At 65.9% G+C, this 23,128-nt stretch carries 23 protein-coding genes; 13 read left to right on the top strand and 10 right to left on the bottom strand.

From position 1 onward, the window contains the following. Positions 1 to 138: 138 nt before the first annotated feature. From VK682_RS04745 to VK682_RS04755, 3 genes are read left to right on the top strand one after another with little or no spacing between them, the layout of a single operon-like run. Positions 139 to 906: a potassium channel family protein gene (locus VK682_RS04745; RefSeq protein ID WP_230796084.1), complete on the top strand. Its 768-nt coding sequence runs from the start codon at positions 139 to 141 to the stop codon at positions 904 to 906. Beyond that, positions 903 to 1,424: a GNAT family N-acetyltransferase gene (locus tag VK682_RS04750; protein ID WP_230796082.1), complete on the top strand. Its 522-nt coding sequence runs from the start codon at positions 903 to 905 to the stop codon at positions 1,422 to 1,424. Before VK682_RS04745 ends, VK682_RS04750 begins: the two co-directional genes overlap by 4 nt. Continuing rightward, a complete protein-coding gene (locus VK682_RS04755; protein ID WP_089844025.1) occupies positions 1,421 to 2,131 on the top strand; it encodes an NYN domain-containing protein in 711 nt (236 codons plus the stop codon). The genes VK682_RS04750 and VK682_RS04755 overlap by 4 nt, the downstream gene beginning before the upstream one ends. Here VK682_RS04755 and VK682_RS04760 read toward each other — a convergent pair whose 3' ends face one another. Further along, entirely contained in the window at positions 2,132 to 2,749 is a 618-nt protein-coding gene (locus VK682_RS04760; protein WP_089844022.1) for a TetR/AcrR family transcriptional regulator, read from the bottom strand. Positions 2,750 to 2,880: 131 nt separating this feature from the next. Between VK682_RS04760 and mbfA the strand changes: the two genes are divergently transcribed. Beyond that, the gene (mbfA, locus tag VK682_RS04765) at positions 2,881 to 3,855 is read left to right on the top strand and encodes an iron exporter MbfA (protein ID WP_230796080.1); all 975 of its coding nucleotides are present in this window, start codon (positions 2,881 to 2,883) and stop codon (positions 3,853 to 3,855) included. Positions 3,856 to 4,076: 221 nt separating this feature from the next. After that, the gene (polA, locus tag VK682_RS04770) at positions 4,077 to 6,881 is read left to right on the top strand and encodes a DNA polymerase I (protein ID WP_324781519.1); all 2,805 of its coding nucleotides are present in this window, start codon (positions 4,077 to 4,079) and stop codon (positions 6,879 to 6,881) included. Between the two features lie 39 nt (positions 6,882 to 6,920). On the opposite strand, the gene VK682_RS04775 is transcribed toward polA, so the two are convergent. Both VK682_RS04775 and nth read right to left on the bottom strand, forming a co-directional pair. After that, on the bottom strand, positions 6,921 to 7,910 hold the full coding sequence (locus tag VK682_RS04775; protein WP_089844013.1) for an adenosine kinase: 990 nt from the start codon (positions 7,908 to 7,910) through the stop codon (positions 6,921 to 6,923). Beyond that, positions 7,907 to 8,551, bottom strand: coding sequence for an endonuclease III (gene nth, locus VK682_RS04780; RefSeq protein WP_089844009.1), 645 nt, complete (start codon positions 8,549 to 8,551; stop codon positions 7,907 to 7,909). The genes VK682_RS04775 and nth overlap by 4 nt, the downstream gene beginning before the upstream one ends. 148 nt (positions 8,552 to 8,699) lie before the next feature. Here nth and VK682_RS04785 point away from each other — a divergent pair, with 148 nt between their 5' ends. After that, on the top strand, positions 8,700 to 9,545 hold the full coding sequence (locus VK682_RS04785) for a methylated-DNA--[protein]-cysteine S-methyltransferase (protein WP_230796079.1): 846 nt from the start codon (positions 8,700 to 8,702) through the stop codon (positions 9,543 to 9,545). A gap of 116 nt (positions 9,546 to 9,661) precedes the next feature. Further along, on the top strand, positions 9,662 to 10,333 hold the full coding sequence (locus VK682_RS04790) for a YiaD family glycine zipper/OmpA-like lipoprotein (protein WP_089844006.1): 672 nt from the start codon (positions 9,662 to 9,664) through the stop codon (positions 10,331 to 10,333). An 87-nt stretch (positions 10,334 to 10,420) separates the two neighbouring features. Here the strand turns inward: VK682_RS04790 and VK682_RS04795 are convergent, their stop codons facing one another. Continuing rightward, positions 10,421 to 11,110, bottom strand: a complete 690-nt coding sequence (locus VK682_RS04795; RefSeq protein WP_089844003.1) for a sugar transferase — start codon at positions 11,108 to 11,110, stop codon at positions 10,421 to 10,423. Between the two features lie 873 nt (positions 11,111 to 11,983). Here VK682_RS04795 and VK682_RS04800 point away from each other — a divergent pair. From VK682_RS04800 to VK682_RS04825, 6 genes are all read left to right on the top strand, one after another. Next, positions 11,984 to 12,598, top strand: a complete 615-nt coding sequence (locus VK682_RS04800; protein ID WP_089844000.1) for a ribonuclease D — start codon at positions 11,984 to 11,986, stop codon at positions 12,596 to 12,598. Between the two features lie 3 nt (positions 12,599 to 12,601). Next, positions 12,602 to 13,201 carry an LPS export ABC transporter periplasmic protein LptC gene (locus tag VK682_RS04805; RefSeq protein ID WP_324781520.1) on the top strand — a complete coding sequence of 200 codons (600 nt, stop codon included), beginning with the start codon at positions 12,602 to 12,604 and terminating at the stop codon, positions 13,199 to 13,201. A gap of 11 nt (positions 13,202 to 13,212) precedes the next feature. After that, on the top strand, positions 13,213 to 13,716 hold the full coding sequence (gene lptA, locus VK682_RS04810; protein ID WP_324781521.1) for a lipopolysaccharide transport periplasmic protein LptA: 504 nt from the start codon (positions 13,213 to 13,215) through the stop codon (positions 13,714 to 13,716). After that, positions 13,716 to 14,474, top strand: coding sequence for an LPS export ABC transporter ATP-binding protein (gene lptB, locus VK682_RS04815; protein ID WP_089843991.1), 759 nt, complete (start codon positions 13,716 to 13,718; stop codon positions 14,472 to 14,474). The genes lptA and lptB overlap by 1 nt, the downstream gene beginning before the upstream one ends. A 251-nt stretch (positions 14,475 to 14,725) precedes the next feature. Next, a complete protein-coding gene (hpf, locus tag VK682_RS04820; RefSeq protein WP_089843988.1) occupies positions 14,726 to 15,289 on the top strand; it encodes a ribosome hibernation-promoting factor, HPF/YfiA family in 564 nt (187 codons plus the stop codon). Positions 15,290 to 15,346: 57 nt separating this feature from the next. After that, positions 15,347 to 15,811: a PTS sugar transporter subunit IIA gene (locus VK682_RS04825; RefSeq protein ID WP_089843985.1), complete on the top strand. Its 465-nt coding sequence runs from the start codon at positions 15,347 to 15,349 to the stop codon at positions 15,809 to 15,811. Between the two features lie 63 nt (positions 15,812 to 15,874). Here VK682_RS04825 and VK682_RS04830 read toward each other — a convergent pair whose 3' ends face one another. From VK682_RS04830 to galU, 6 genes are read right to left on the bottom strand one after another with little or no spacing between them, the layout of a single operon-like run. Further along, positions 15,875 to 17,305 (bottom strand): sulfotransferase domain-containing protein, encoded by a 1,431-nt coding sequence (locus VK682_RS04830; protein ID WP_230796065.1) that lies wholly within the window; start codon positions 17,303 to 17,305, stop codon positions 15,875 to 15,877. Positions 17,306 to 17,308: 3 nt separating this feature from the next. After that, positions 17,309 to 19,009, bottom strand: coding sequence for a DUF5927 domain-containing protein (locus VK682_RS04835; protein WP_324781522.1), 1,701 nt, complete (start codon positions 19,007 to 19,009; stop codon positions 17,309 to 17,311). Further along, the gene (locus VK682_RS04840; RefSeq protein WP_089843977.1) at positions 19,006 to 20,016 is read right to left on the bottom strand and encodes a glycosyltransferase family 2 protein; all 1,011 of its coding nucleotides are present in this window, start codon (positions 20,014 to 20,016) and stop codon (positions 19,006 to 19,008) included. Before VK682_RS04840 ends, VK682_RS04835 begins: the two co-directional genes overlap by 4 nt. 50 nt (positions 20,017 to 20,066) lie before the next feature. Next, complete coding sequence (locus VK682_RS04845; protein WP_230796061.1) at positions 20,067 to 21,260, bottom strand: glycosyltransferase family 4 protein; 1,194 nt, start codon at positions 21,258 to 21,260, stop codon at positions 20,067 to 20,069. Continuing rightward, positions 21,241 to 22,224, bottom strand: coding sequence for a UDP-glucose 4-epimerase GalE (gene galE / locus VK682_RS04850; protein ID WP_230796060.1), 984 nt, complete (start codon positions 22,222 to 22,224; stop codon positions 21,241 to 21,243). Before galE ends, VK682_RS04845 begins: the two co-directional genes overlap by 20 nt. Positions 22,225 to 22,230: 6 nt before the next feature. Then, the gene (gene galU, locus VK682_RS04855; RefSeq protein ID WP_230796059.1) at positions 22,231 to 23,124 is read right to left on the bottom strand and encodes a UTP--glucose-1-phosphate uridylyltransferase GalU; all 894 of its coding nucleotides are present in this window, start codon (positions 23,122 to 23,124) and stop codon (positions 22,231 to 22,233) included. Positions 23,125 to 23,128 lie beyond the last annotated feature (4 nt).

The raw sequence follows: 23,128 nt of genomic DNA on the forward strand, positions 1-23,128 counted from the left end.
ACGAAGGCAAATCCATCCGCGCCGTGGTGGAATTCTGAGCCATCTTCTGCCGCAGGGCGCGCCCGCGCGCCTTGCGGCAGGACTTGCCGCGCGCCCGCGCCGCCGCATATCCCGCAGCATGGATGAAGGCATGTCCCCATGAGCAGGCTCGGCGCGGTGCGCGAGCTTTACGAAGGCACCTCGGACCGGGCGCATCGCTTCCGCTATGCGCTGCTGGCCTTTGACATCGCGACGATCATCTATGTGATCGCCACATCCTTCAGCCAGCACGGCCCGCTGATCCGCGGCGTGGATACCGCGTTCGGCGTGGTCATTCTGGTCGATTTCCTCGCAAGGCTGCTGATCGAACGGCAGAAGATGCGGTTTTTCCTGCGCTTCGCCACGCTGGCCGATCTGGTGGCGATGCTGTCCTTCCTTGCGCCGCTCACCGGCGAGGGCCTGGGCTTTCTGCGGGTGTTGCGCACGCTGCGGCTGCTGCACAGCTACCAGCTGACCACGCGGCTGCGGCGGGATATCCCGTTCCTGCGCAACAACAGCGAGGTGCTGATGGCGGGCACCAATCTGGGGGTCTTCCTGTTCGTGATGACCGGGCTGATCTATGCCACGCAGTTCCGCAGCAATCCCGACATCTCCAACTATCTGGACGCGCTCTATTTTACCGTCACCACGCTGACCACCACCGGCTTTGGCGACATCGTGCTGCCGGGCACATGGGGGCGGCTGATCTCGGTGGTGGTGATGATCTTTGGCGTTACGCTGTTCCTGCGGCTGGCGCAGGTGCTGTTCCGCCCGTCGAAAGTGCGCGAGGAATGCCACAGCTGCGGGCTGAGCCTGCATGACGCCGATGCCGTGCATTGCAAGCATTGCGGATCGGTCATCCATATCGATACAGAGGGCCAGCCATGACCGACACATCCTGCCTTCGCCCCGCCACCCCTGCCGATCACGACGCGCTCTGGCAGATGCTGGGGCCGGTGTTCCGCGCGGGCGACACCTATGCCATCGATCCCGACATCTCGCGCGAGGCGGCGCTGGCCTACTGGACCGGGCCCGAACGCCATGTCTTCGTGCTGGACGAGGGCGGGGTGCTGGGCAGCTACTACCTTCAGCGCAACCAGAAGGGCGGCGGGTCGCATGTGTGCAACTGCGGCTTCGTCACCCATCCGGGGGCCCGGGGCCGGGGCGTGGCAAGGCGGATGCTGGCCCATGCCCTCGACACGGCGCGCGGCCTTGGCTTTCGCGCAATGCAATTCAATTTTGTGGTTTCGACCAACACCCGCGCGGTGCAGACTTGGCAGCGTGCCGGGTTCGACATCGTCGGGCGCCTGCCGCAGGCCTTCCATCACCCGCAGGACGGGTATGTGGATGCGCTTGTGATGTTCCGGGCGCTTGGGGCGGACCCCTCCGAAGGAGACGACACATGACCGATACGACCCGCCTTCTGGCGATCCTGATCGACGCCGACAACACCTCGCCGAAATACACCCGCGCCATCTTTGACGAGATCGCCAGCCTTGGCGAGGCCAGCGTGCGGCGCTGTTACGGCGATTTTTCCAGCAGCCAGATGGCGGGCTGGTCCAAGGTGACGGCGGAATTCGGGCTGGTCCCGCATCACCAGCCCGCCAATACCGTCGGCAAGAACGCCTCTGACATCGCGCTGGTGATCGATGCGATGGATCTGATGCATACCGGCCGCTTCGACGGCTTCGTGCTGGTCAGTTCCGACAGCGATTTCACCCGGCTCGCCAGCCGCATCCGGGAACAGGGTCTGGATGTCTATGGCATGGGCATGCAGAAAACCCCGGATGCCTTCCGCAAGGCCTGCAAACGGTTCATCTTTCTGGAAAACCTCGGCGGCGCCCCGGAAAAGACCGAAGGGGCCAAGCCCGCGCAGACCAGTGGCGGGCTGGACGAGGCGCGCAAGCTGATCTTCACCGCCATGGATGGCATCGAACAGGATGACGACTGGTACACCCTTGGCCAGCTTGGCCAGTTCATCACCGCCGCCAATCCCGATTTCGACACGCGCAGCTACGGCAAGCGCAAGCTCTCTGATCTGGTGGCGGAGCTGAAAGTGTTCGAGACCAAGCGCGGCCCGGGCAACCAGCTTCTGGTGCGCCGGATCGACTGATCAGCGCCCGTAGCGCGCGAGGAAGGTGGCCACCGCGCCCTCGACCACGCGCGCGATTTCGGCCTCGGTGAAGCTGACGCGCAGGCCAAAGACCAGCTTGGCCCACAGATCGGCCTTGCACAGCTCCACGAACTGGTCGGCGGCCAGGTCCGGATCGGGCGTGTGCAGCTCGCCCCGCGCCGCCGCCGCCGCCATATAGTCCAGCAGCTTACGCTTCATCAGCATCGGGCCGCTCTGGTAGAATTTCTGCCCCAGATCGGGAAAGCGGTCGGCTTCGGCGACGCAGATGCGAAAGATGCGCTGCCCCATATCGGACAGCACGAAGCCCAGAAAGCTGCGCGCGACGCGGGGCAGGACCTCGGCGGGGGGACGGCCCGACTCGATGGTCATCAGCGCCTCGTCCGCCTGCCGCTGGCACTGGCGCGTGGCCATTTCCATGAACAGCAGCCGTTTGTCCGGAAAATAGCTGTAGAGCGTGGCCTTGGACACACCCGCAGCGCGCGCGATGTCATCGACATTGGCGCCCTCGAAGCCGTCGCGCAGGAAGACCTCGCGCGCGCCTTCCAGCACCTGATCGAACTTGCGCCCGCGCCGCACCGCCGCCGTCTCGGTCCCCATCCAGAAACTCCCTTGCTGGGCAATCTTAAACCGAACGGTTCAGTGCGGGCAACCCGGCCCCCGCGACGCTTTGACCATTGCCGATCGCAAATCGGCCTGTATATTAGAATCATTCTAAACAAGAGGCTGACATGCGCTTTTTTCCCCACAGGCGCCGGTTCGACGATCTGAGCGAGCAGGAAATCCTCGCGCTCGCCATCTCCTCGGAAGAGGACGACGCCCGCATCTACCGCAGCTATGCCGAACGCCTGCGCCCGGATCATCCCGACACGGCCCGCGTCTTTGACGGCATGGCCGAGGAGGAAGACGGCCACCGGCAGGCGCTGATCGCGGCGCACCGCATCCGGTTCGGCGAGGTCATCCCGCTGATCCGCCGCGACCATGTGGCGGGGTATTATCCCCGCCGTCCGGTCTGGCTGATGACCAACCTGTCACTCGACCGGATCCGCGAGGAGGCCGCCGGGATGGAGCGGGACGCCTGCCGCTTCTATCAGGAGGCCGCACAGCGCGTGACCGACGCCGCCACCCGCAAGCTTCTGGGCGATCTGGCCGTGGCCGAGGCCGGACACGAAGCCCGCGCCGAGGATCTGGCCCAGACGCATCTGAGCCCGGATGTCCGCGCGGCGGAGGACCGCAGCGCGCACCGCCAGTTCGTGCTGACCTGGGTGCAGCCCGGCCTCGCCGGGCTCATGGATGGCTCGGTCTCGACGCTGGCGCCGATCTTTGCGGTGGCCTTCGCCACGCAGGACACCTGGACGACGTTTCAGGTCGGGCTTGCCGCGTCGGTGGGGGCGGGGATCTCCATGGGCTTTACCGAAGCCGCCTCGGATGATGGCGCGCTGTCGGGCCGCGGCTCGCCGTTGAAACGCGGGCTCTCCTCGGGGGTGATGACCGCCGTGGGCGGGCTGGGCCATGCGCTGCCCTATCTGATCCCGCATTTCTGGACCGCGACCATCCTTGCCTGGGTCATTGTCTTTATCGAACTCTGGGCCATCGCGTGGATCCAGAACCGCTACATGGAAACGCCGTTCTTCCGCGCCGCGCTGCAGGTCGTGCTTGGCGGCGGGCTGGTGCTGGCGGCAGGGGTGCTGATCGGCAGCGGCTGAGCGTGGCCCATGCCCTCGCCCTGCGCAACGTCACACTCCGGCCTGCCTCCGGCGGGGATATTTGAGGTCAGAAGAAGCCTCCCCCCGCTTTTCTTCTGACCAGAAATATCCCGGGGGTCCGGGGGCAGCGCCCCCGGCCTGCCTCTCCCCGATAAGCTCTGGCAGCCGGGCCGCGCCCGTGGCAAACCAGAGCCCATGCGCAAGGCCAAGGGAGACGCGACATGACCCAGTTCGGCAAGGGCTGCCACCTGCACCTGATCGACGGATCGGCCTTCATCTTCCGCGCCTATCACGCGCTGCCGCCGCTCACGCGGAAATCCGACGGGCTGCCGATCGGGGCGGTCGCTGGCTTCTGCAACATGCTGCAGAAATACGTCGAGGACAGTTCCGGCCCCGAGGCGCCCACCCATGTGGCGGTGATCTTCGACAAGGGCAGCCACACCTTCCGCAACGACCTTTACGATCTCTACAAGGCCAACCGCGAGGCCATGCCCGAAGATCTGCGCCCGCAGATCCCGCTGACCCGCCGCGCCACCGAAGCCTTCAACATCGCCTGCAAGGAACTGGAAGGCTACGAGGCCGATGACATCATCGCCACGCTGGCCTGTCAGGCGCGCGAGGCGGGCGGGCGCGTCACCATCATCAGCTCCGACAAGGATCTGATGCAGCTGGTGGGCGACGGGGTGGAAATGCTCGACGCCATGAAGAACCGCCGCATCGACCGCGACGGCGTGTTCGAGAAATTCGGCGTCTGGCCGGAGCAGGTGGTGGACGTGCAGGCGCTTGCGGGCGATTCCGTCGACAACGTGCCCGGTGCTCCGGGCATCGGCATCAAGACCGCAGCACAGCTCATTTCCGAATATGGCACGCTGGAGGCGCTGCTGGACCGCGCGGCGGAGATCAAGCAGCCGAAGCGCCGCGAGACCCTGATCGAAAAGCGCGCCCAGATCGAGATGTCGAAACGGCTGGTGCAGCTCGACTGCGCCACGCCGCTGGATTTTACGCTGGACGATCTGGAAGTGCGCGAGCCCGATCCGCAGCGCCTGCTGACCTTTCTGGCGGAGATGGAATTCCGCACCCTGTCGAAGCGCATCGCCGATGCGCTGGGGACCGAGCCGCCGGTGATCGCCGAGGCGCCGCAGGCTGCCGAGGGCGCGCCTGAGACGGCCCCGGATCTGCCCGCCATCGACCCCGAGGGGTATGTCTGGGTCAGGGATGCCGCCGAACTGGCGGCATGGATCGCCGAGGCGCGGGATCTGGGCTGGGTGGCGGTGGATACCGAAACCACCGGGCTCAACGAAATGACCTGCGATCTGGTGGGGGTGTCGCTGTGCTCTGTGGCGGGGCGGGCCTGTTACATCCCGCTGGGCCACAAGCTGGGGCAGGGCGGCGATCTGTTTGGCGGCGGCGATCTGGCCGAGGGGCAGATGCCGCTGCAGCAGGCGCTGGATCTGCTGAAGCCGCTGCTGGAGGATCCTGCGGTCCTGAAGATCGGGCAGAACATGAAATACGATGCCAAGGTGCTGGCGCGCTACGGCATCGCGGTGGCGCCCATCGATGACACCATGCTGATCTCTTATGCGCTGCATGCCGGGATGCACGGGCATGGCATGGATGCGCTGTCCGAACGGTATCTGTCGCACACGCCGATCCCGATCAAACCGCTGCTGGGGTCGGGCAAGAACCAGATCACCTTTGCCGAAGTGCCGATTGCCGAGGCGGTGAAATACGCCGCCGAGGATGCCGACATCACCCTTCGGCTGTGGCAGGTGCTGAAGCCGCGCCTGCACCGCGCCCATGTCACCCGGGTTTATGAGGGGCTGGAACGCCCGCTGGTGCCGGTTCTGGCGCAGATGGAAATGCACGGGGTGCAGGTCGACCGCGCCACGCTGTCGCGCATGTCGGGCGCCTTTGCGCAGAAAATGGCGCAGCTTGAGGAAGAGATCCACGCGCTGGCGGGCGAGACCTTCAACGTGGGGTCGCCGAAACAGCTGGGTGAAATCCTCTTTGACAAGATGGGGATCGAAGGCGGCAAGAAGGGCAAGACCGGCGCCTATGCCACCGGGGCGGACGTGCTGGAGGATCTGGCGACCGAACACGAACTGCCCGCGCGGGTGCTGGACTGGCGGCAGCTGTCCAAGCTGAAATCCACCTATACCGATGCGCTGCAGGAGCATATCAACCCCGAAACCGGGCGGGTGCATACCTCTTACAGCATCGCGGGGGCGAATACCGGGCGGCTTGCCTCGACCGAGCCCAACCTGCAGAACATCCCCGTGCGGTCCGAAGAGGGGCGCCGCATCCGCGAAGCCTTTGTCGCGCCCGAGGGCAAGCTGCTGGTCAGTCTCGATTACAGCCAGATCGAACTGCGCATCCTTGCGCATATGGCGCAGATCGACGCGCTGAAAGAGGCGTTCCGCGAAGGGCAGGACATCCACGCCATGACCGCGTCGGAAATGTTCGGCGTGCCCATGGACCAGATGACCTCGGAAGTGCGCAGGCGGGCCAAGGCCATCAACTTTGGCGTGATCTACGGCATTTCCGGCTTTGGTCTGGCGCGCAACCTGCGCATTCCCCGAGGCGAGGCGCAGGCCTTCATCGACCGCTATTTCGAACGGTTCCCGGGCATCAAGACCTATATGGACGACACCATCGCCTTTGCCAAAGCCCATGACCGGGTGGAGACGCTGTTTGGCCGGGTGATCCACACGCCGGAAATCAACGCCAAGGGGCCACAATCGGGCTTTGCCCGCCGCGCCGCCATCAACGCGCCGATTCAGGGCACGGCGGCGGACATCATCCGCCGCGCCATGGTCCGCATGCCGGAGGCGATCCGCGACCTGCCCGCCAAGATGCTGCTGCAGGTGCATGACGAACTGCTGTTCGAGGTCGAGGAAGATGCCGTCGAGCCGCTGATCGCCGCCGCGCGCGAGGTGATGGAAGCGGCGGCCGAGCCGGTGGTGAAGCTCGACGTGCCGCTGATCGTCGATGCGGGGCAGGGCCGCAGCTGGGCTGAGGCGCATTAAGCGCGTCCCGGCGGGGTCCGGCCCCGCCGGGATCCGCGGTCAGATCAGGCCGTTGTCGCGGAACAGCGCCTGCAGATCCGTCTCCGGGCGCGGGCCCATATGGCTGATGACCTCGGTGGCGGCGACGGTGCCCATGCGGCCCGCCTTGGCCATGTCGGCCCCGGTCACCAGCCCGTAAAGAAAGCCCGCCGCGAACTGGTCGCCGGCGCCGGTCGCATCCACCGGCGTGATCTTGGTCACCGGCACGTCAGTGCGCTGGCCGTCCCGGATGATGGTCACGCCGTCGCCCGAGCGGGTGCAGATCACCAGCGGGCAGATCGCGGCGACGCGGGCCAGATCGGCGTCAAGGTCATTGTCCTGAAACAGCGACCGGATCTCGGCCTCGTTGCCGATGACAAAATCCAGCTCGTGTTCGATCAGGCGCAGGAAATCGGCGCGGTGGCGTTCCACGCAGAACGGGTCGGAAATGGCGATGCCCGCCTTGCCGCCCGCCGCGCGACAGGCGCGCGCGGTGCGGATGAAGGCCTCCTTGCCCTTGTCCTTGTCGAACAGGTAGCCCTCCAGAAACACCACCTCGGCCTCGGCGGCCACGTCTTCGGCCACGTCCTCCGGGCCCAGTTCGGCGGAGATGCCCAGATAGGTGTTCATCGACCGCTCGCCATCGGGCGACACGAAGATCATGCTGCGCGAGGTGGGCAGTTCGCCCCCCGGCACTGGCGGATTGACGAAGGCGGTGCCGTCCGCCTCCATCGCCTGTGCATAGAAGCGCCCCAGCGCATCGTCATGGACGCGCCCGATAAAGGCGGTGCGCAGGCCCAGATTGCCAAGGCCCGCCAGCGTGTTGGCCACCGATCCGCCGGGCGCCTGCACGCGGCTTTCCATGGCGCCATACAGAACTTCGGCGCGGTCGCGTTCGATCAGCTGCATGATGCCCTTGGTGATGCCCATATGCTCCAGAAAGGAGTCATCGGCCCGGGTCAGCACGTCGACGATGGCGTTGCCGATGCCGACAACCTGGTATTTCTTCATGGAGTCTTGTCCTCGAACTGGCAAAGGTCACGGATCAGGCAGGCATTGCATTTCGGCTTGCGGGCCACGCAGGTATAGCGGCCGTGCAGGATCAGCCAGTGATGCGCATGCTGCTGGAAATCCACGGGAATGTTGTCTTCTATGGCGCGTTCCACCGCCACCACGTCGCGCCCGGGGCAGATGCCGGTGCGGTTGCCGACGCGGAAGATATGGGTGTCCACCGCCTGCGCGGGATAGCGCCACCACATGTTCAGCACCACATTGGCGGTCTTGCGCCCGACGCCGGGCAGGCTTTCCAGCGCGGCACGGGAACAGGGCACGACGCCGTCATAGTCTTCGACCAGAATGCGGCTCAGCTTGATGACGTTCTTGGCCTTGTTGCGGTAAAGCCCGATCGTGCGGATATGCTCGATCACGCCCTCCTCGCCAAGCGCCAGCATCTTTTCCGGCGTGTCGGCGATGCGGAACAGCTCGCGCGTGGCGCGGTTCACGCCGATATCGGTGGCCTGCGCGGACAGCGCCACCGCCACCACCAGCGTGAAGGCGTTGACGTGATCCAGCTCTCCCTTCGGTTCCGGCTCTGCCGTCTGGAAGCGGGTGAAGATCTCGCGAAGCGTATGGTAATCAAGCTGTCTGGCCATGCCCGCTGCTATGCCCGTCCTTGGCCTGCGGGGCAAGCGTCTGGCCGCCACAGGGTTGACGCGGTGATAGCGCAGGAAGCGGGTCGCGGGCACGCGGGGCTGGGGCTAAGATGACAGGGCCCGCCCGAGGAGAACCGACATGACCGACATGACAGAGATGCAGACCGGCTATCATTACGGCGTGATGCGCCGCGCCATCGCGCTGGTCGATGCAGGCAGCCCGCAGATGACGCTGGAGGATCTGGCGCAGCAGATGGGCATGAGCCCGGCGCATTTCCAGCGGCTGTTTTCCCGCTGGGCCGGGGTGTCGCCGAAGCGGTTCCAGCAATATCTGACGCTGGGCCATGCCAAGGCGCTGCTGACGGAGCGGTTTTCCACGCTGGAGGCGGCGCACGGCGCGGGCCTGTCGGGCAGCGGGCGGCTGCATGACCTGTTCCTGCGCTGGGAGGCGATGAGCCCCGGCGAATTCGCGCGCGGCGGTGACGGGCTGCGCATCCGCTGGGGGCTGTTCGACAGCCCCTTCGGCCCGGCGCTGGTCATGGGCACCGACCGTGGCATCTGTGGCATGGGCTTTGCTGCGGAAACCGGCGCGCAGGCGGCCTTTGCCGATCTTGCGGCGCGCTGGCCCCGGGCGGAGTATGTCGAGGATGCCGAAGCACTGCGGCCATGGGCCGAGCGCGCCCTTGGCGCAACCGGGGAAGGGCCGCTGCCGCTTTACCTCATGGGGGGGCCGTTCCAGATCAAGGTCTGGGAGGCGCTGATGCGGATCCCGTCCGGCCATGTCACCACCTATTCCGAAATCGCGCAGGCCATCGGCCATCCGAACGCGGTGCGGGCTGTGGGCACGGCGGTGGGCCGCAATCCGGTGTCGCTGCTGATCCCCTGCCACCGCGCGCTGCGCAAATCCGGGGGCTTGGGCGGGTATCACTGGGGCCTGCCCGTCAAGCGTGCCATGCTGGCATGGGAATCGGCCCGCAGCGACGCCCATGCCTGAGCCATGGGCGGAGACCTGCCGAAAACGTGACACCCTGCCATTGGCGCAGGCAGGCTGCGGGCTATAGTGTCGCATAGTGCCCATTTGGGGGCAAATACAGACGAGGCAAGACGACCATGATCCGGGCCAGAACTCCGATTCTTCTTTCCATCGCCGCAGCCATGACGCTGTCGGCCTGCGCCGAGGGCCAGATGTTCTCGGAAACCGACCCCAACCGTCAGGCAAAGCAGGGGGCGCTGATCGGCGCCATCGGCGGTGCCGTGGCCGGGCGGGCCATCGGCGGCAACAATGATGACGCGCTGAAGAACTCGCTGGCCGGCGCCGTGGCCGGTGCGGCAGCAGGCGGTCTGATCGGCAACCAGCTGGACAAGCAGGAAGCCGAACTGCGCCAGCAGCTTGGCAACAATGTCGGCATCAACAACACCGGTGACCGCCTGATCGTGACCATGCCGCAGGACATCCTGTTCGCCACCGACAGCGCATCGCTGCGCGGCGACCTGCAGGCCGACATCCGCACCGTGGGCCGCAGCATCCTGCAATATCCGAACACCACCGTGCAGGTGGTCGGCCATACCGACAGTGACGGCGCCGCCGCCTACAACCAGAGCCTGTCGCAGCGCCGCGCGCAGGCCGTGGCCAGCGTGCTGATGCAGGAGGGTGTGCCCTCCTACCGCGTGCAGTCCATCGGTCGCGGCGAGGACCAGCCCATCGCGTCCAACCTGACGTCCGAAGGCAAGCAGCAGAACCGCCGGGTGGAAATCGTCATCCTGCCGAACGCCGCGTCCTGATCCACAGCGACACGCAGCAAGACAAAAGGCCCCCGCATCGCGGGGGCCTTTCTGCTGATGGAGAGAGCGAGAGAGAGCGGGACCGGATCAGCAGCCGGTCCCACGCAGGACAACCCGCACCGTGCGCATCAGGATGTGCAGATCGGTGCGGAAGGACAGGTCGCGCAGATAGGCGGCATCAAAGCCCGCGCGTTCGGCAAAGCTCGATTCGTTGCGCACCGAGGTCTGCCAGAAGCCGGTGATGCCGGGGCGCAGCGCGTAATAGGCGGTGCCGGGGTAAATCTCCTGCTGGTCGACCATCATCGGGCGCGGTCCGACCAGCGACATGTCTCCCACCAGGACGTTCCAGAGCTGCGGCAGCTCGTCCAGAGAGGATTTGCGGATCATCCGCCCGATCGGGGTGATGCGGGGATCATGGCGCAGCTTCTGCGTGCGGTTCCATTCCTCGCGGGCGGCGGGGTCGCAGGCCAGATGCTGCTCCAGCAGGGCATCGGCGTTGCTGACCATGGAGCGCAGCTTCCACATGTGGAAGATCCGGCCGTTCTGGCCCACGCGCTTCTGCAGGTAGAAGGGCGACTTGCCATCCAGCGCGATCAGCACGGCGAGCAGCAGCACCACGGTCAGGATGGGCAGCGCGCCGATCAGCACCAGCGCCACATCCAGAACCCGCTTGGCCGCGACGCGGTAGAACGCGGAACGCGGGGCCGAGAACAGGGCATCTTGAAGAAGTTGTTCGATTTCGGCCGACGGAAGCGGCTGGCGGATTTGCAAAGTCAATTTGACCTCCCAGAGCGTGCATCGCGGAAGAACAGAGGTCAGATCGAAAGTCGGATACCGGCAGGCCGCAGAAAGAGATGCCAGTGCCTGTATGCACTGCGCATGTGGAGCCGTTTTGCGAAGCTCCGGTGGGCCGTTGTGTCAGTTCCGAGCTGTCTTCAGCAGACCTATTGTTACTCCCAGGTGGAAGCACCAACCCCCAAGTGCCGTAGTCTCAGTATGTCCAAATTATGTTTTTTTGCTCGATCACATGCTTATGCCTCTGCTGCATACGCATCGTCAACACCACGTTTACGTCACAATCCTCGGGAGAGCGTCAGACGCGGTCAGAGCGAAGAAATTCAGCCATTTCAGGCAGGAAAGCGGCGGGGCCGAGCGGGCTTCGGAAGGGAGAAGCGGCCAGACTGCCATCAGATTTGAGGCTCTGAAGCGAGGCAATTAAGGAAACAATAAGACGGAAAGTGGCGCGCGATTTCACCCGCCGCAGGGGGCAATCCTGAGCGTTGTTAAGGTTTGTTTCGAAAATTCGATGGCCCCGTCGCAAGCTATGTCAGAAGACATATGCCAGCTTGGAAACAGCGCGCGGGGGCGGCGAGGCTTTGCGCCTGCGCAGCGGCCCCAGATCCGGCAGGCGGCGGCGCTGACACGCTTAAGCAGAGCAGCAATTATCACGAAATATTTCAAATTGGGCCGATCCAGCCGGATCATGTCCGAATCGAGGCGCTTTGCCGCCCCGCGTCCGCCGCAATGCGCCCGAATTTGGTCGAAATCAGACGCGGGCTCCGTGCGATTGTGGCGCGCGTCGCGGTTGCCTCGGCCCCTGCGCGGGAATATGTCCGAGGCAGGCAGAGGCGCATCACGAAAGGCTCCGGCATGGCGAACCATCTTTATCAGGGCGACCTTCCCGACGGGCTGGATCTGGGGCCGGTTGTCGCCATCGACTGCGAGACGATGGGCCTGAACCCGCATCGCGACCGGCTCTGCGTGGTGCAGCTGTCCGGCGGGGATGGCTCGGCGCATCTGGTGCAGGTCGCGATCGGCCAGACCAAGGCGCCGAACCTGTGCCGTCTGCTGGAAGATCCCGCCGTGCTGAAGCTGTTCCATTTTGGCCGCTTCGACATCGCCGCCATGTATCACGCCTTTGGCGCGCTGGCGCAGCCGGTCTACTGCACCAAGATCGCCAGCCGACTGGTGCGCACCTTCACCGACCGCCACGGGCTGAAGGCGCTGACGCAGGAACTGCTGGGCGTCGACATTTCCAAACAGCAGCAGACCAGCGACTGGGGTGCGGCGGATCTGAGCAGCGCGCAGGTCGATTACGCGGCGTCGGACGTGCTGTATCTGCACCGCCTGCGCGACGCGCTGGATGCCATGCTGGCCCGCGAGGGGCGCAGCGATCTGGCGCAGGCCTGTTTCGATTTCCTGCCCACCCGCGCCCGGCTCGATCTGGCAGGCTGGCCGGAGATCGACATCTTTGCCCATGCCTGACCCATGGCGCGCGGCGGGGACACATATTCCAGCGTCATCGCGTGGCTGAAGATCCTGCTGCCGATGGTGGCGCTGGGGCTTCTGTCCACGCTGTTCCTGCTGTCGCGCAGCACTGACCGCACGGCGGAACTGCCCTTTTCCGAAGGGGGGCCCGCCGGTGAGGAACAGGTGGCCGCGCCCTATTACGCGGGCACCACGCCGCGCGGCGATTCCGTGACGGCCCGCGCCACCCGTGCCCGCCCCATGGGCGAGGCGGAGGGCGATCTGGAGGCAGAGCAGTTTTCCGCGATCATGGACATGGCGGATGGCAGCCGCATCACGCTCGACTCCGCCACCGCCACGCTGAACGAGGCGGCGCGGTCGGCGCTGCTGCGAGGCCGCGTGCGGATCACCAGCTCCACCGGCTATGTCATCGAAACCGAGGCGATGCGCACCGCCATTGACGGGATCGAGGCGGAAACGCTGGCCCCGGTCAGCGGCTCTGGCCCGGCGGGCAGCTTCACCGCCGGAAAGCTGCGGATTCTGCCCGCAGCGGAGGGTGAGGACGTGCAACTGCTTTTCACCGAGGGCGTGAACCTGATATACGACCCGAAACACCAGTGAGGGTTGCCCCCATGCTTCGACTTGCCCTTGTGGGCGCCGCAGTGATCGCGCTGACCGCCCCGCTTCATGCGCAGGGGGCTCAGGTGGCCTTCGGCGGGATGGCACAGGACACCGACGCCCCGGTGGAGGTCTCCGCCGATCAGCTGGAGGTCAACCAGTCCGACGGCACCGCCCTTTACACCGGCAATGTGGTGATCGGTCAGGGAGAGATGCGGCTGGCCGCGCCCCGGGTGCTGGTGGTGTATGTCGAAGGGCAGGGCCGCATCGACCGGCTGGAAGCCACCGGCGGCGTGACGCTGGTCAGCGGCGAGGAAGCCGCCGAAGCCGAGCGCGCCGATTACGACATCACCGCCGGAACCGTGGTGATGAGTGGCAACGTGCTGCTGACGCAGGGGCAGAACGTGCTGACCTCGGAACGCATGGTGGTCGATCTGGAGGGCGGCACCGCCCAGATGGACGGCCGGGTGCGCACGGTGATCCGCTCGCAGGACGAGACAGGCCAGGGGCAGAACTGATGGCCCCTGCCGAACTGGCCGCCTCCGGCGATGGCTCTGGCCTGCGGGTCACCCATCTGCGCAAGAGCTACCGCAAGCGCACCGTCATCCGCGACGTCACGCTGACGCTCGACCGGGGCGAGGTGGTGGCGCTGCTGGGGCCCAACGGATCGGGCAAGACCACCACATTTTACGCCGTTGCGGGGCTGGTGAATCCCGAGGGCGGGCAGGTCACCATCGACGGGCGCGATGCGACCTTCCTGCCGATGTATCGCCGCGCCCGCATGGGCATCGGCTATCTGCCGCAGGAAATGTCGATCTTTCGCGGGCTGTCGGTCGAGGACAACATCGGCGCCGTGCTCGACATCGCCGAACCGGACCGCCACCGCCGCCGCGAGCGGCTGGAGGAGCTTTTGGGCGATTTCTCCATCGAACACCTGCGCCGCGCCCCGGCGCTGGCCCTGTCGGGCGGCGAACGGCGGCGGGTGGAGATCGCGCGCTGTCTGGCCGCCAATCCCAAATACCTGCTGCTGGACGAACCCTTCGCCGGGGTCGATCCGATCAGCGTGGGCGACATCCGGCATCTGGTGTCGGATCTGAAGAAGCGCGGCATCGGCGTGCTGATCACGGACCATAACGTTCGCGAGACGCTGGAGATCGTGGACCGCGCCTATATCCTGCATGACGGGCAGGTGCTGATGTCCGGCACCCCCGCCGAGGTGGTGCAGAACGAAAACGTGCGCCGCGTCTATCTGGGCGAGAATTTCCGAATCGGATGACGCCTGATCTGCGGGAAATCGGCAGGATCCGCTAACCGGCCAATGCGACAGATCATTGACAAGACGGGGGGCGCTGACCTCAAATATCGTCATGACACATCGCCTGCCAGCGCGACCCGATCTTGAGCCCCCGGAGGAGAGGGGGGCCCGGCTGTTCCGCGCCACAGCCTTGCGTCACCCCTGATCCGCCCCACATCAACAGGGGCCTCCGGGCCGGGAGCGGGACGGATCCAAAGAGAGAAGGAACACCAATGCGCTATCAGATCACGGGCAAGCAGATCGATATTGGCGAGGCGTTGCAGACCCATGCCCAGACCGAGCTTGGTCAGGTCTTCGAAAAATACGCAGGCCGTCCCACCGACGCGACCATCACCTTTTCCAAAAGCGCGCATGAATTCGTCTGCGAAGTCACTGTGCATCTGTCCACCGGCCTGACCACTTCGGCCAAGGCCCATGCCGTCGAAATCTACGCGGCCTTCGATGCCTGCTGCGAAAAGATCGACAAGCAGCTGCGCCGGTACAAGCGGCGGCTGAAGGACCATCACAAGGATCGCGTGGAGCCCGTTGAACTCTTCAACGTGTCTTCGTATATCCTCGCCCGCGAAGAGGACTCGGTGACCGACGAGCCCGACACGCTGCAGCCCATCATTGTGGCAGAGATGGAGACGCAAATTCCTTCGCTGTCGGTGGGGGAAGCCGTGATGCAGATGGAACTGGCCGGGGCCCCCGTGCTGGTTTTCCGGAACGAGAAAAAGGACGGCGTAAACGTCGTGTACCGGCGCGACGATGGCAATATTGGCTGGATTGATCCGTAAGGGTCGATGCCACACGGCCGTGCCTGAGCGCCTCCGAGCAGTCAGCAAAGGGTATGCATGACCTTTCTGGAACTCCTGAAGCCGCAGGCCGTGAAGGTGCTGTCGGCGGCCAGCAGCAAGAAGCGGCTGATGCACGACATCGCCGAACTGGCTGAGACCGCTTACGGTCTTCACGCTCCCGCCGTGGTGGAGGCGTTAATGGAACGCGAAAGCCTTGGCCCCACCGGCGTGGGCCATGGCGTCGCCCTGCCGCACGCGCGGATCAGCGGGATCGAAGAAGTGGCAGGGGCCTTCATCCTGCTGGAACGGCCCGTGGAATTCGAATCGGTGGACCGTCAGCCGGTGGATGTGGTGTTTTCGCTGTTCGCCCCCGAAGATGCGGGGGTCGAACATCTGAAGGCGCTGGCGCTGGTGTCGCGCACGCTGCGCGATGGCGGGCTTTGCGCCAAGCTGCGGGCCAACCCGGACCCGTCGACGCTTTATGCCATCCTGACGGCGGATCGCGGCTCTCAGGCCGCCTGATCCCGCACTTGCCTTACGACAGACAGACCCCGGCGGCAGCGCCGGGGTCTTTGCGTGAAGGGCCTAGCCCCAGTCCGAAAAGCCGAACATCAGGTAATCGCGGGCATAGGCGTCGCGGGCCAGCTGCTCCAGCCGGTCGTCATGGATCTGGCGCAGGCTGAACGGCGCCTGACCGGGCGCCGTCACGGGATCGGGCGGCGCGTCATGCCCCACCTGCCGCGCCAGCGCGGGCAGGGCCTGCGCCATCTCGTCCTCGCGCAGGATAAGGTCGGGCAGGGTGAATTCGGCCATGCCCTGCAGGCACTGGGTCTGCGTCGCCCAGTGCCCGTCCACCCGCACCGCCGTCTGCCCGGCCAGATTGGCCTTCAGAAAGACCAGAAACGCGGCGAAGGCGGCGCGATGCGCCTCCAGCGTGTACTCCGGGCCCGGTGCGTCCTCGGGCAGGGGCAGGCCATGGGCGCGGCGCAGCGTGGTGCGGATGCCCTTGTAGCTGCCCGGCCCGGTGGACAGGATGCGGCGGCAGAACACCTCATGCGCGCGGGCCAGCGGGTGCCGCAGCACGGTAAAACTGCGATGGCCGGGCCGGTCGCGTTTCCACTGCCGCAGGGTTTTCTGGCTGAACTCTCGGGTCAGATCCTCGGGCGCAACGCCATCCAGCGCCGCCAGCCAGCGCTGCACGGCCTGATCCGGACCGGACGGGACAGGCATATAGAGCAGCGGCGTGTCGGCTGCCGCGACATAGCCGGGCACCACGGGGCCGCGCCGGGGTTCAAAATTCGGCGTGCGGCTCAGGTTGAACCGGTCGAGCCGCGCCAGCGCCTGCGCCATCGCGTCAAAATTCGCCACCTTCTCGGCCACGGGTTCGGGGTTCTGGCGTTTCAGCGCGGTGTTCAGGCTGTCAAGCCGCGCCGGGATTCCCAGCCAGCGCGCCAGCCCGTTCATCACCTCGACCGATTGCAGATCCTCGTATCCCACATAGAACGCGGTCTGCCCGGTGACCTGCAGCGCCGAAAGCAGGCGGATCTGGAATTCCTGCAGCCGGGCCAGATGCGCCTCGAACTCTTCCGCGTCAAATTCGGCCTGCGCATCCTTGCGCTTGGCGACATTGGTCAGCTTCCACTGTCCGGTGGCCTGCGCGATCTTCCAGCTGACATAGCTGTCCACCGGGTTGCGGGTCAGCACGATCTTGGCCACGCGCGGATCCTCCAGCAGTGTGGGCAGCAGGCGCGGGTCGTGGTCGTGGAAATAGCGGAACCCGCCCAGCGTGCCGGGGGCAGCGTCGCGGATCCGCGCCAGCAGGGCCATGGGGTCGGCATTCCGCTCCGCCTCGGTCAGGCCCAGCAGGCTGTCGCGGTTGGGATAGCCGATGAAATGCGGGTTGAACGCCTCGCCATGACAGGTCAGCCTGTCAAAGGCATTGAGATTGGCCTCCAGAAAATTGGAGCCGGTGCGCATCTCGGCAAAAATCACGAAGCAGTCGAAACGGTCGGACATGAGCTATTTCTTTACCAGATAAGGGCGGCGCGTCTGGCCGGAGGCCGGGCGGGGCTGCGGGTCGACCGGGAAATCGCCCATCAGATACGGGTGCATCCCCTGATTTTTCAGGGTCTGCAGGAACTGACCGAAGCCCGCCAGATCGGCCATCTCCGGCGGGGCGGCGGGCCTGCGCGCGGCGGCGGGGGCGATCTCGTCAAGGATCAGCTGCAGCGGCTCCATCGGGGTCTCGATGAATTCGGCCATGGTCCAGATGCGGATGCGCGCCTTGGCCTCGGGGCTGCGCAGCTGGTCCAGCACGCGGTGTTCCGCCCGCTGCAGCCGCGCGGCCTCGGCCCGCAGTTCGGCGAAGGGCGCGCCGGAGGTGAAGAGCGGTACCGCCCATGCGCCAGAGATCACGCTGATCTGCGCGTTGGGATCGCGGGCAAGATGCCAGACGATGTCCGGCGTGTCGCGCGGGCCATACTGGAAGCACTGCCAGCTGCCCCGGGTGTTCCAGATCAGATTGGTCAGAAAGGCGCGGGGATTGGCGTCGCGCGCGGCGGCGCTGTCGGGCAGGGCGCCATTGAGCACGGTCTGCCCATCGGCAAATTCCGCCCGCTCCGGCGCGTAAAGATGGCCATGCACCTGCGTGCCGGTGACCTGCGCCAGCCATGGCGCAAAATCGTGGAACAGCTCGGCAAACCCCTGAAAGACCGAATATTTCCCGGCGGTCACGCCGTTTTCCCAGCCATGGCACGGAAAGCGCGACTGCATGTAAAGCCCAGCCCGGCCCCGCGTCCGGCGGCTGACCGCCTTGGCGAACAGTCGGTCGATCTTGCCGGGGTTGGGATCCTGCCGGGTGGCGGCGGTTTCGGGATGGTCCAGAAAGGCGCTGTAAAGCCGGTCGGCATGGGGCCAGATCTTGCGCGCCACAAAACAGTCGGACCGCCGCAGCAGCTGCAGGTGATCGTCGTAAAAGATATGCGGCTTGCCCTGAAAGTCGAACTTGGACAGGGTCAGCGACCGGCTTTCCACCTGCGTGGCGTAAAGCCGGGTCAGCGACTGGAAATAGCTTTCATCCGGGATCCAGACCCGGCGGAAGTAACGGTCGTGACGGGCGCGGGCGGGATCGTGCAGGATTGCCTGCAGCGTCTTGCGGGTCAGGCACCACCACTGGCTGCCCATATGCGGGACCACGCCGGGCGGCATCGGTCGGCGGAGGCGCAGCCGCCGCTGCAGGCGCACGAAGCGGTCAAAGAGCGCGCGATGCCGCCGCCATGAAAACGGGAAGAACAGCGTGAACCGTTCATGATCCAGCCCCCCCACCGTCCATGGCACATCGGCGGTGGTGGCGCTTTCGATGAAATCCGTCTCGGGGCGGGCCTCCAGATAGGCGATCAGCTCCGCCACCGGGCGCAGCGGCAGGCAGGATCCGGAGGTCAGATAGACATGGCGCACCCCGGCAAACCGCGCCAGCATCAGATCGGCGGCATCCTGACTGGCGGCGACCAGCCCCCATGTGCCCCACTCGCAGCGATGGCGACGGGAAAACAGCACCTGCGGCAGATCGGAGAGGGCGGTGACAAAGGCGTCATGCGTGGCCTGCGCCACATTGCTGTCCACATGGATCACCACCGGACAGCCCGCCCGCGCCCAGTGCCGCGCCACCTGTTCGGCCCGGTCCAGCGCGGTATGCACCAGCATCAGGATGCCAAGGCTCATGCCCAGTTGCCCTTGGACATCAGCCCCAGAATTTCAAGCTGGCGCCAGTTGATGTATTTCTCCGACCAGCGGCACCACAGGTCGGGATTGTCCTGCAGGCCCGCAGCATAGGCGAGGTATTCCGAGGATCCGGCATAATGCTGGTGCCGGGTCAGCTCCTCCTCCGCCTTGGCGCCGAACGTGTCGAGGAACTTGGTGTGCAGCAGCAGGCCAGAGGCCTTTTCGCCGCCCCATTCGTCATAGACAAGGTTCAGCCCGCGCGGCAGCAGCATATGGGTGGAGCTGACATAGGCATAGCTGCGATGCCATTTCACCAGCGGGATCTTGTTCAGCGCGGGGGCACGGTCGGGGCTGTCGGGAAAGAACAGGCGCGCGCGCGGTCCGCCCTGAATCCACAGATTGCCAAAGCGGGGATTGCGGCTGATCCGGTAATTGCCCGCATCGAACCATGACGCGATCTCCAGCGGGTTCTGGCCCGGCGCGTAGGGCTGGGCGTCGATCCGGCCCTTGGGATACATGTCGAGCAGCATCGCCGGAAAGCTCTTGATCGAAGAGGCGTCGAGCCAGTCGGTCAGCGCCCGCAGCGGTCGCGTGTCGCAGAACGGGTAAAGAAACAGCTCGTCGGGATCGACCGTCAGCGTCCAGTGCCCGTGCCCGTAGCAGCGCAGCAGCCAGTTCATCCAGTCCATGCCGAAGCGGGACCGTCGGTAGCTGGCGCCCGTGGTCCAGAGCGACACGTCCTGCTGCTGCGCCAGATACGCGCGCGAGCCATCGGTGCTGTCATTGTCGACGATCAGGAAATGGCCCACGCCCATGTCGCGGTAATATTTCAGAAACCACGGCAGGCGGACGCCTTCGTTGCGCGCGGTGCAGAAAACCAGCAGGTCAGAGGCGGTGATCCGGTCGGTGCGGTTGGCGACGGCGCGCAGATCCCGCCTTTTGCGGAAGGCCCGGATCAGCCAGCGTTTCCGCTGAAGCCGGAGCCTGTATGACTGCCATGCACCCACTGCCCTAACCCTTACCAGACCCGTTGCCCGGGCCTCTGCGATCACGGCGGTCAGATCTGCCCGAGCACTGCGCGGAAATGGGCCTCCCATCCGGGGGGGGACCATCCGTCGGGGCGCGCGGGGCGCGGGTGATCTGCCAGCTGCCTGATCCTTTGCGCCCAAAGATAACGGTCGGACACCTCTGCGTAAACGGGAATGTCGCCCATGATCTCGCGCACCACCGGCAGATCGGCAGAGAGCACCGGCACGCCAAGCGCCGCAGCCTCCACCGGGGGCAGGCCATAGCCTTCGGCATGGCTGGGGAAGACCAGCCCGGCGCTGCCCCGGAGCAGGCCCGCGACGGCGGCATCCGGCAGGCCCGGCAGTTCATGCACGCGGGCGATGCCCCGGTCCAGCGCCGCAAAGACGGCGGCGTTTTCCCAGCCACGGCTGCCGCAGATCAGCAGATGCGCGGGCGGCGACAGGCTCTGCCAGATGTCGAGCAGCAGCGCGTGGTTCTTGCGCGGCTCGATGGTGCCAAGCGCCACGACATAGGGCTGGCCCCGCCATGGCCCGTCCGGGGCTGTTCCCGCCGGGGGCGGTGTCACCCCCAGATGCGCCACCAGCGCGGGCGGCTGGCGGCCCCTGCCCAGATGGCGCGCCACATCGGCCCGGGTCACGGCGGAATTGCAGATCAGCAGATCGGCCTCGGCGCTGACGCGGTCCAGAAAGCGGCGGAAGCGGTCCGCGGCACCGGGGCGCTGATACTGCGGAAAATCCAGCGGGATGGTGTCATGCAGCAGCAGGACGCGGCGCAGCCCCGGCACCTGCCGCAGCCCGCGCAGCAGATCGGAGCTTAGCGTCGTGTGTCCGGTGTTGAGATAGGTCGTGCCCGCAGGCAGATGCCGCCGCAGCAGCGCCCCCAGCCGGGCGGGCAGGGCACGGCCCCGCGCCACGCGGCGCAGCGCCGCCTCCGCCCCGGCGCGGGAGGGATCGCCCCGCCGCGCCAGCCGCGCCAGAGCGTCGGGCGCAGGCCAGTCCTGCGTGGCGATGCGGGCGCGCAGCTCGGCGCAGCCCGCGCGGTCCAGCAGCAGAAACCCCAGCGCGCTGCGCACCAGCCCGAAAAGCGGAACCGGCTCGCGCACGAGCCGGTCCAGATAGGCGTATTCCACCCGGTCCACCCCGGTCAGGCTTCGGCCCGCGCGGCTGACCAGCCGCGTCAGGTCCAGAAGCCGGGCAGGGGGCTCAGTGGTCGTAATGCCCATGCAGATGCCACTGCCACGCATCCGCGATCATCTGCGGCATGGTGGACCGGTGCGGGGTCCAGCCCAGTTCCCCCGCCGCCCGGCTGGAGCCGGAGACGAGCTTCGTCGCGTCACCGGCGCGGCGCGGGCCTTCGCTATGGGGCACTTCGCGGTTGGTCACGGCGCGCGAGGCATCGATCACCTCCCGCACGGAAAAGCCGGTGCCGGTGCCAAGGTTGAACACCCGGCTTCCCTTGCCCTCTTCCAGCCACTTCAGCCCCAGCACATGGGCATCGACCAGATCCATGACATGGACATAGTCGCGGATGCAGGTGCCGTCCGGCGTGTCGTAATCGCTGCCATGGATGGTCAGCGCCGGGCGCTTGCCGTCGATCGCTTCCAGCATGACGGGGATCAGGTGGGTTTCGGGGCGGTGATGTTCGCCCACCTCGCCCTCGGGATCCGCGCCCGCCACGTTGAAATAGCGGAAAATGACGTGGTTCAGCCCGTACGCGGCGCCAAAATCGCGCAGGATGTTTTCCACCGCCCGCTTCGACGCCCCATAGGCGTTGAGCGGGATCTGCGGCGTGTCCTCGTCCAGCACGACGTTGTCATGTTCGCCATAGGTGGCGCAGGTGGAGGAGAACACGAAGTTCAGGCACCCCGCCGCCACCGCCGCCTCGATCAGCGTCAGCGAGCCTTCGACGTTGTTGCGCCAGTAAAGACCCGGCTGCGACATCGCCTCGCCCACTTGGCTCAGCGCGGCGAAATGCATGACCGCGACGGGCTTGTAGGTGGCAAAGACCTCGTCGAGCCGGGCACGGTCCGACAGCGCGCCCTGTTCGAAGGGGCCGAATTTGACCGCGTCCTGCCAGCCGGTCACGAGATTGTCGAAGGTGACGGGCGTATAGCCTGCCGCCTTCAGCGCCTTGCACGCGTGCGAGCCGATATAACCGGCGCCGCCGGTAACCAATACATGTGTCATCGGGCGTTACTGTGCTGCTTTGCGCGCCGAGATGATCGCGTGCAGGTAGGATTCCAGATCGTCACGCAGTTCTTCGCGCGCCAGACCGAAGGCCACGGTGGCCTGCAGGAACCCGGCCTTGGAGCCGCAGTCATAGCGTTCGCCGTTGAAGCGGAAGCCGAACACGCCCTCTGCGCCGCCGATTTCCTTGGCGATGGCATCGGTCAGCTGGATTTCGCCGCCCGCGCCTGCGGTCCGGTTGTTGAGGTTCTTGAGGATCTGCGGCGACAGGATGTAGCGGCCGATCACGGCAAGGTTCGACGGCGCCGTGCCGGGAGCGGGCTTTTCGACCATGCCCTTGACCGAGACGAGCGCGCCCATGTCCTCGGCGATGTCGAGCACGCCATAGGACGAGGCCTTGTCGGCGGGCACTTCCATGGCCGCGACCATGTTGCCCCCGGTTTCCTGATAGGCTTCGACCATCTGCTGCAGGCAGGGCTTGTCGGCGGCGATGACGTCATCGGGCAGCATGACCGCGAAGGGCTCGTCCCCGATCAGGCGGCGGGCGCACCACACGGCATGGCCCAGACCCAGCGCCTTGTGCTGGCGGATATAGGCGACTTCGCCCGAATCCATGTTGGTGGACTGGAGAATCTCCAGAAGGTCATCCTTGCCCTTGCGCTTCAGCTCTTCTTCCAGTTGCGGGGCATGGTCGAAATAATCTTCCAGAGCGCCCTTGCCGCGCGAGGTGACGAAGATGAATTCTTCAATGCCAGCGGCGCGGGCTTCGTCGATGGCGTATTGCACCAGCGGACGGTCGACGAGGGTCATGATTTCCTTCGGCACCGACTTGGTGGCGGGCAGGAAGCGGGTTCCCAGCCCTGCCACCGGGAAAATCGCTTTGGTAACCTTGTTGCTCATAATC

The organism is Salipiger marinus, from assembly GCF_035481585.1.
In the GTDB taxonomy this organism is placed as follows: domain Bacteria; phylum Pseudomonadota; class Alphaproteobacteria; order Rhodobacterales; family Rhodobacteraceae; genus Salipiger; species Salipiger marinus.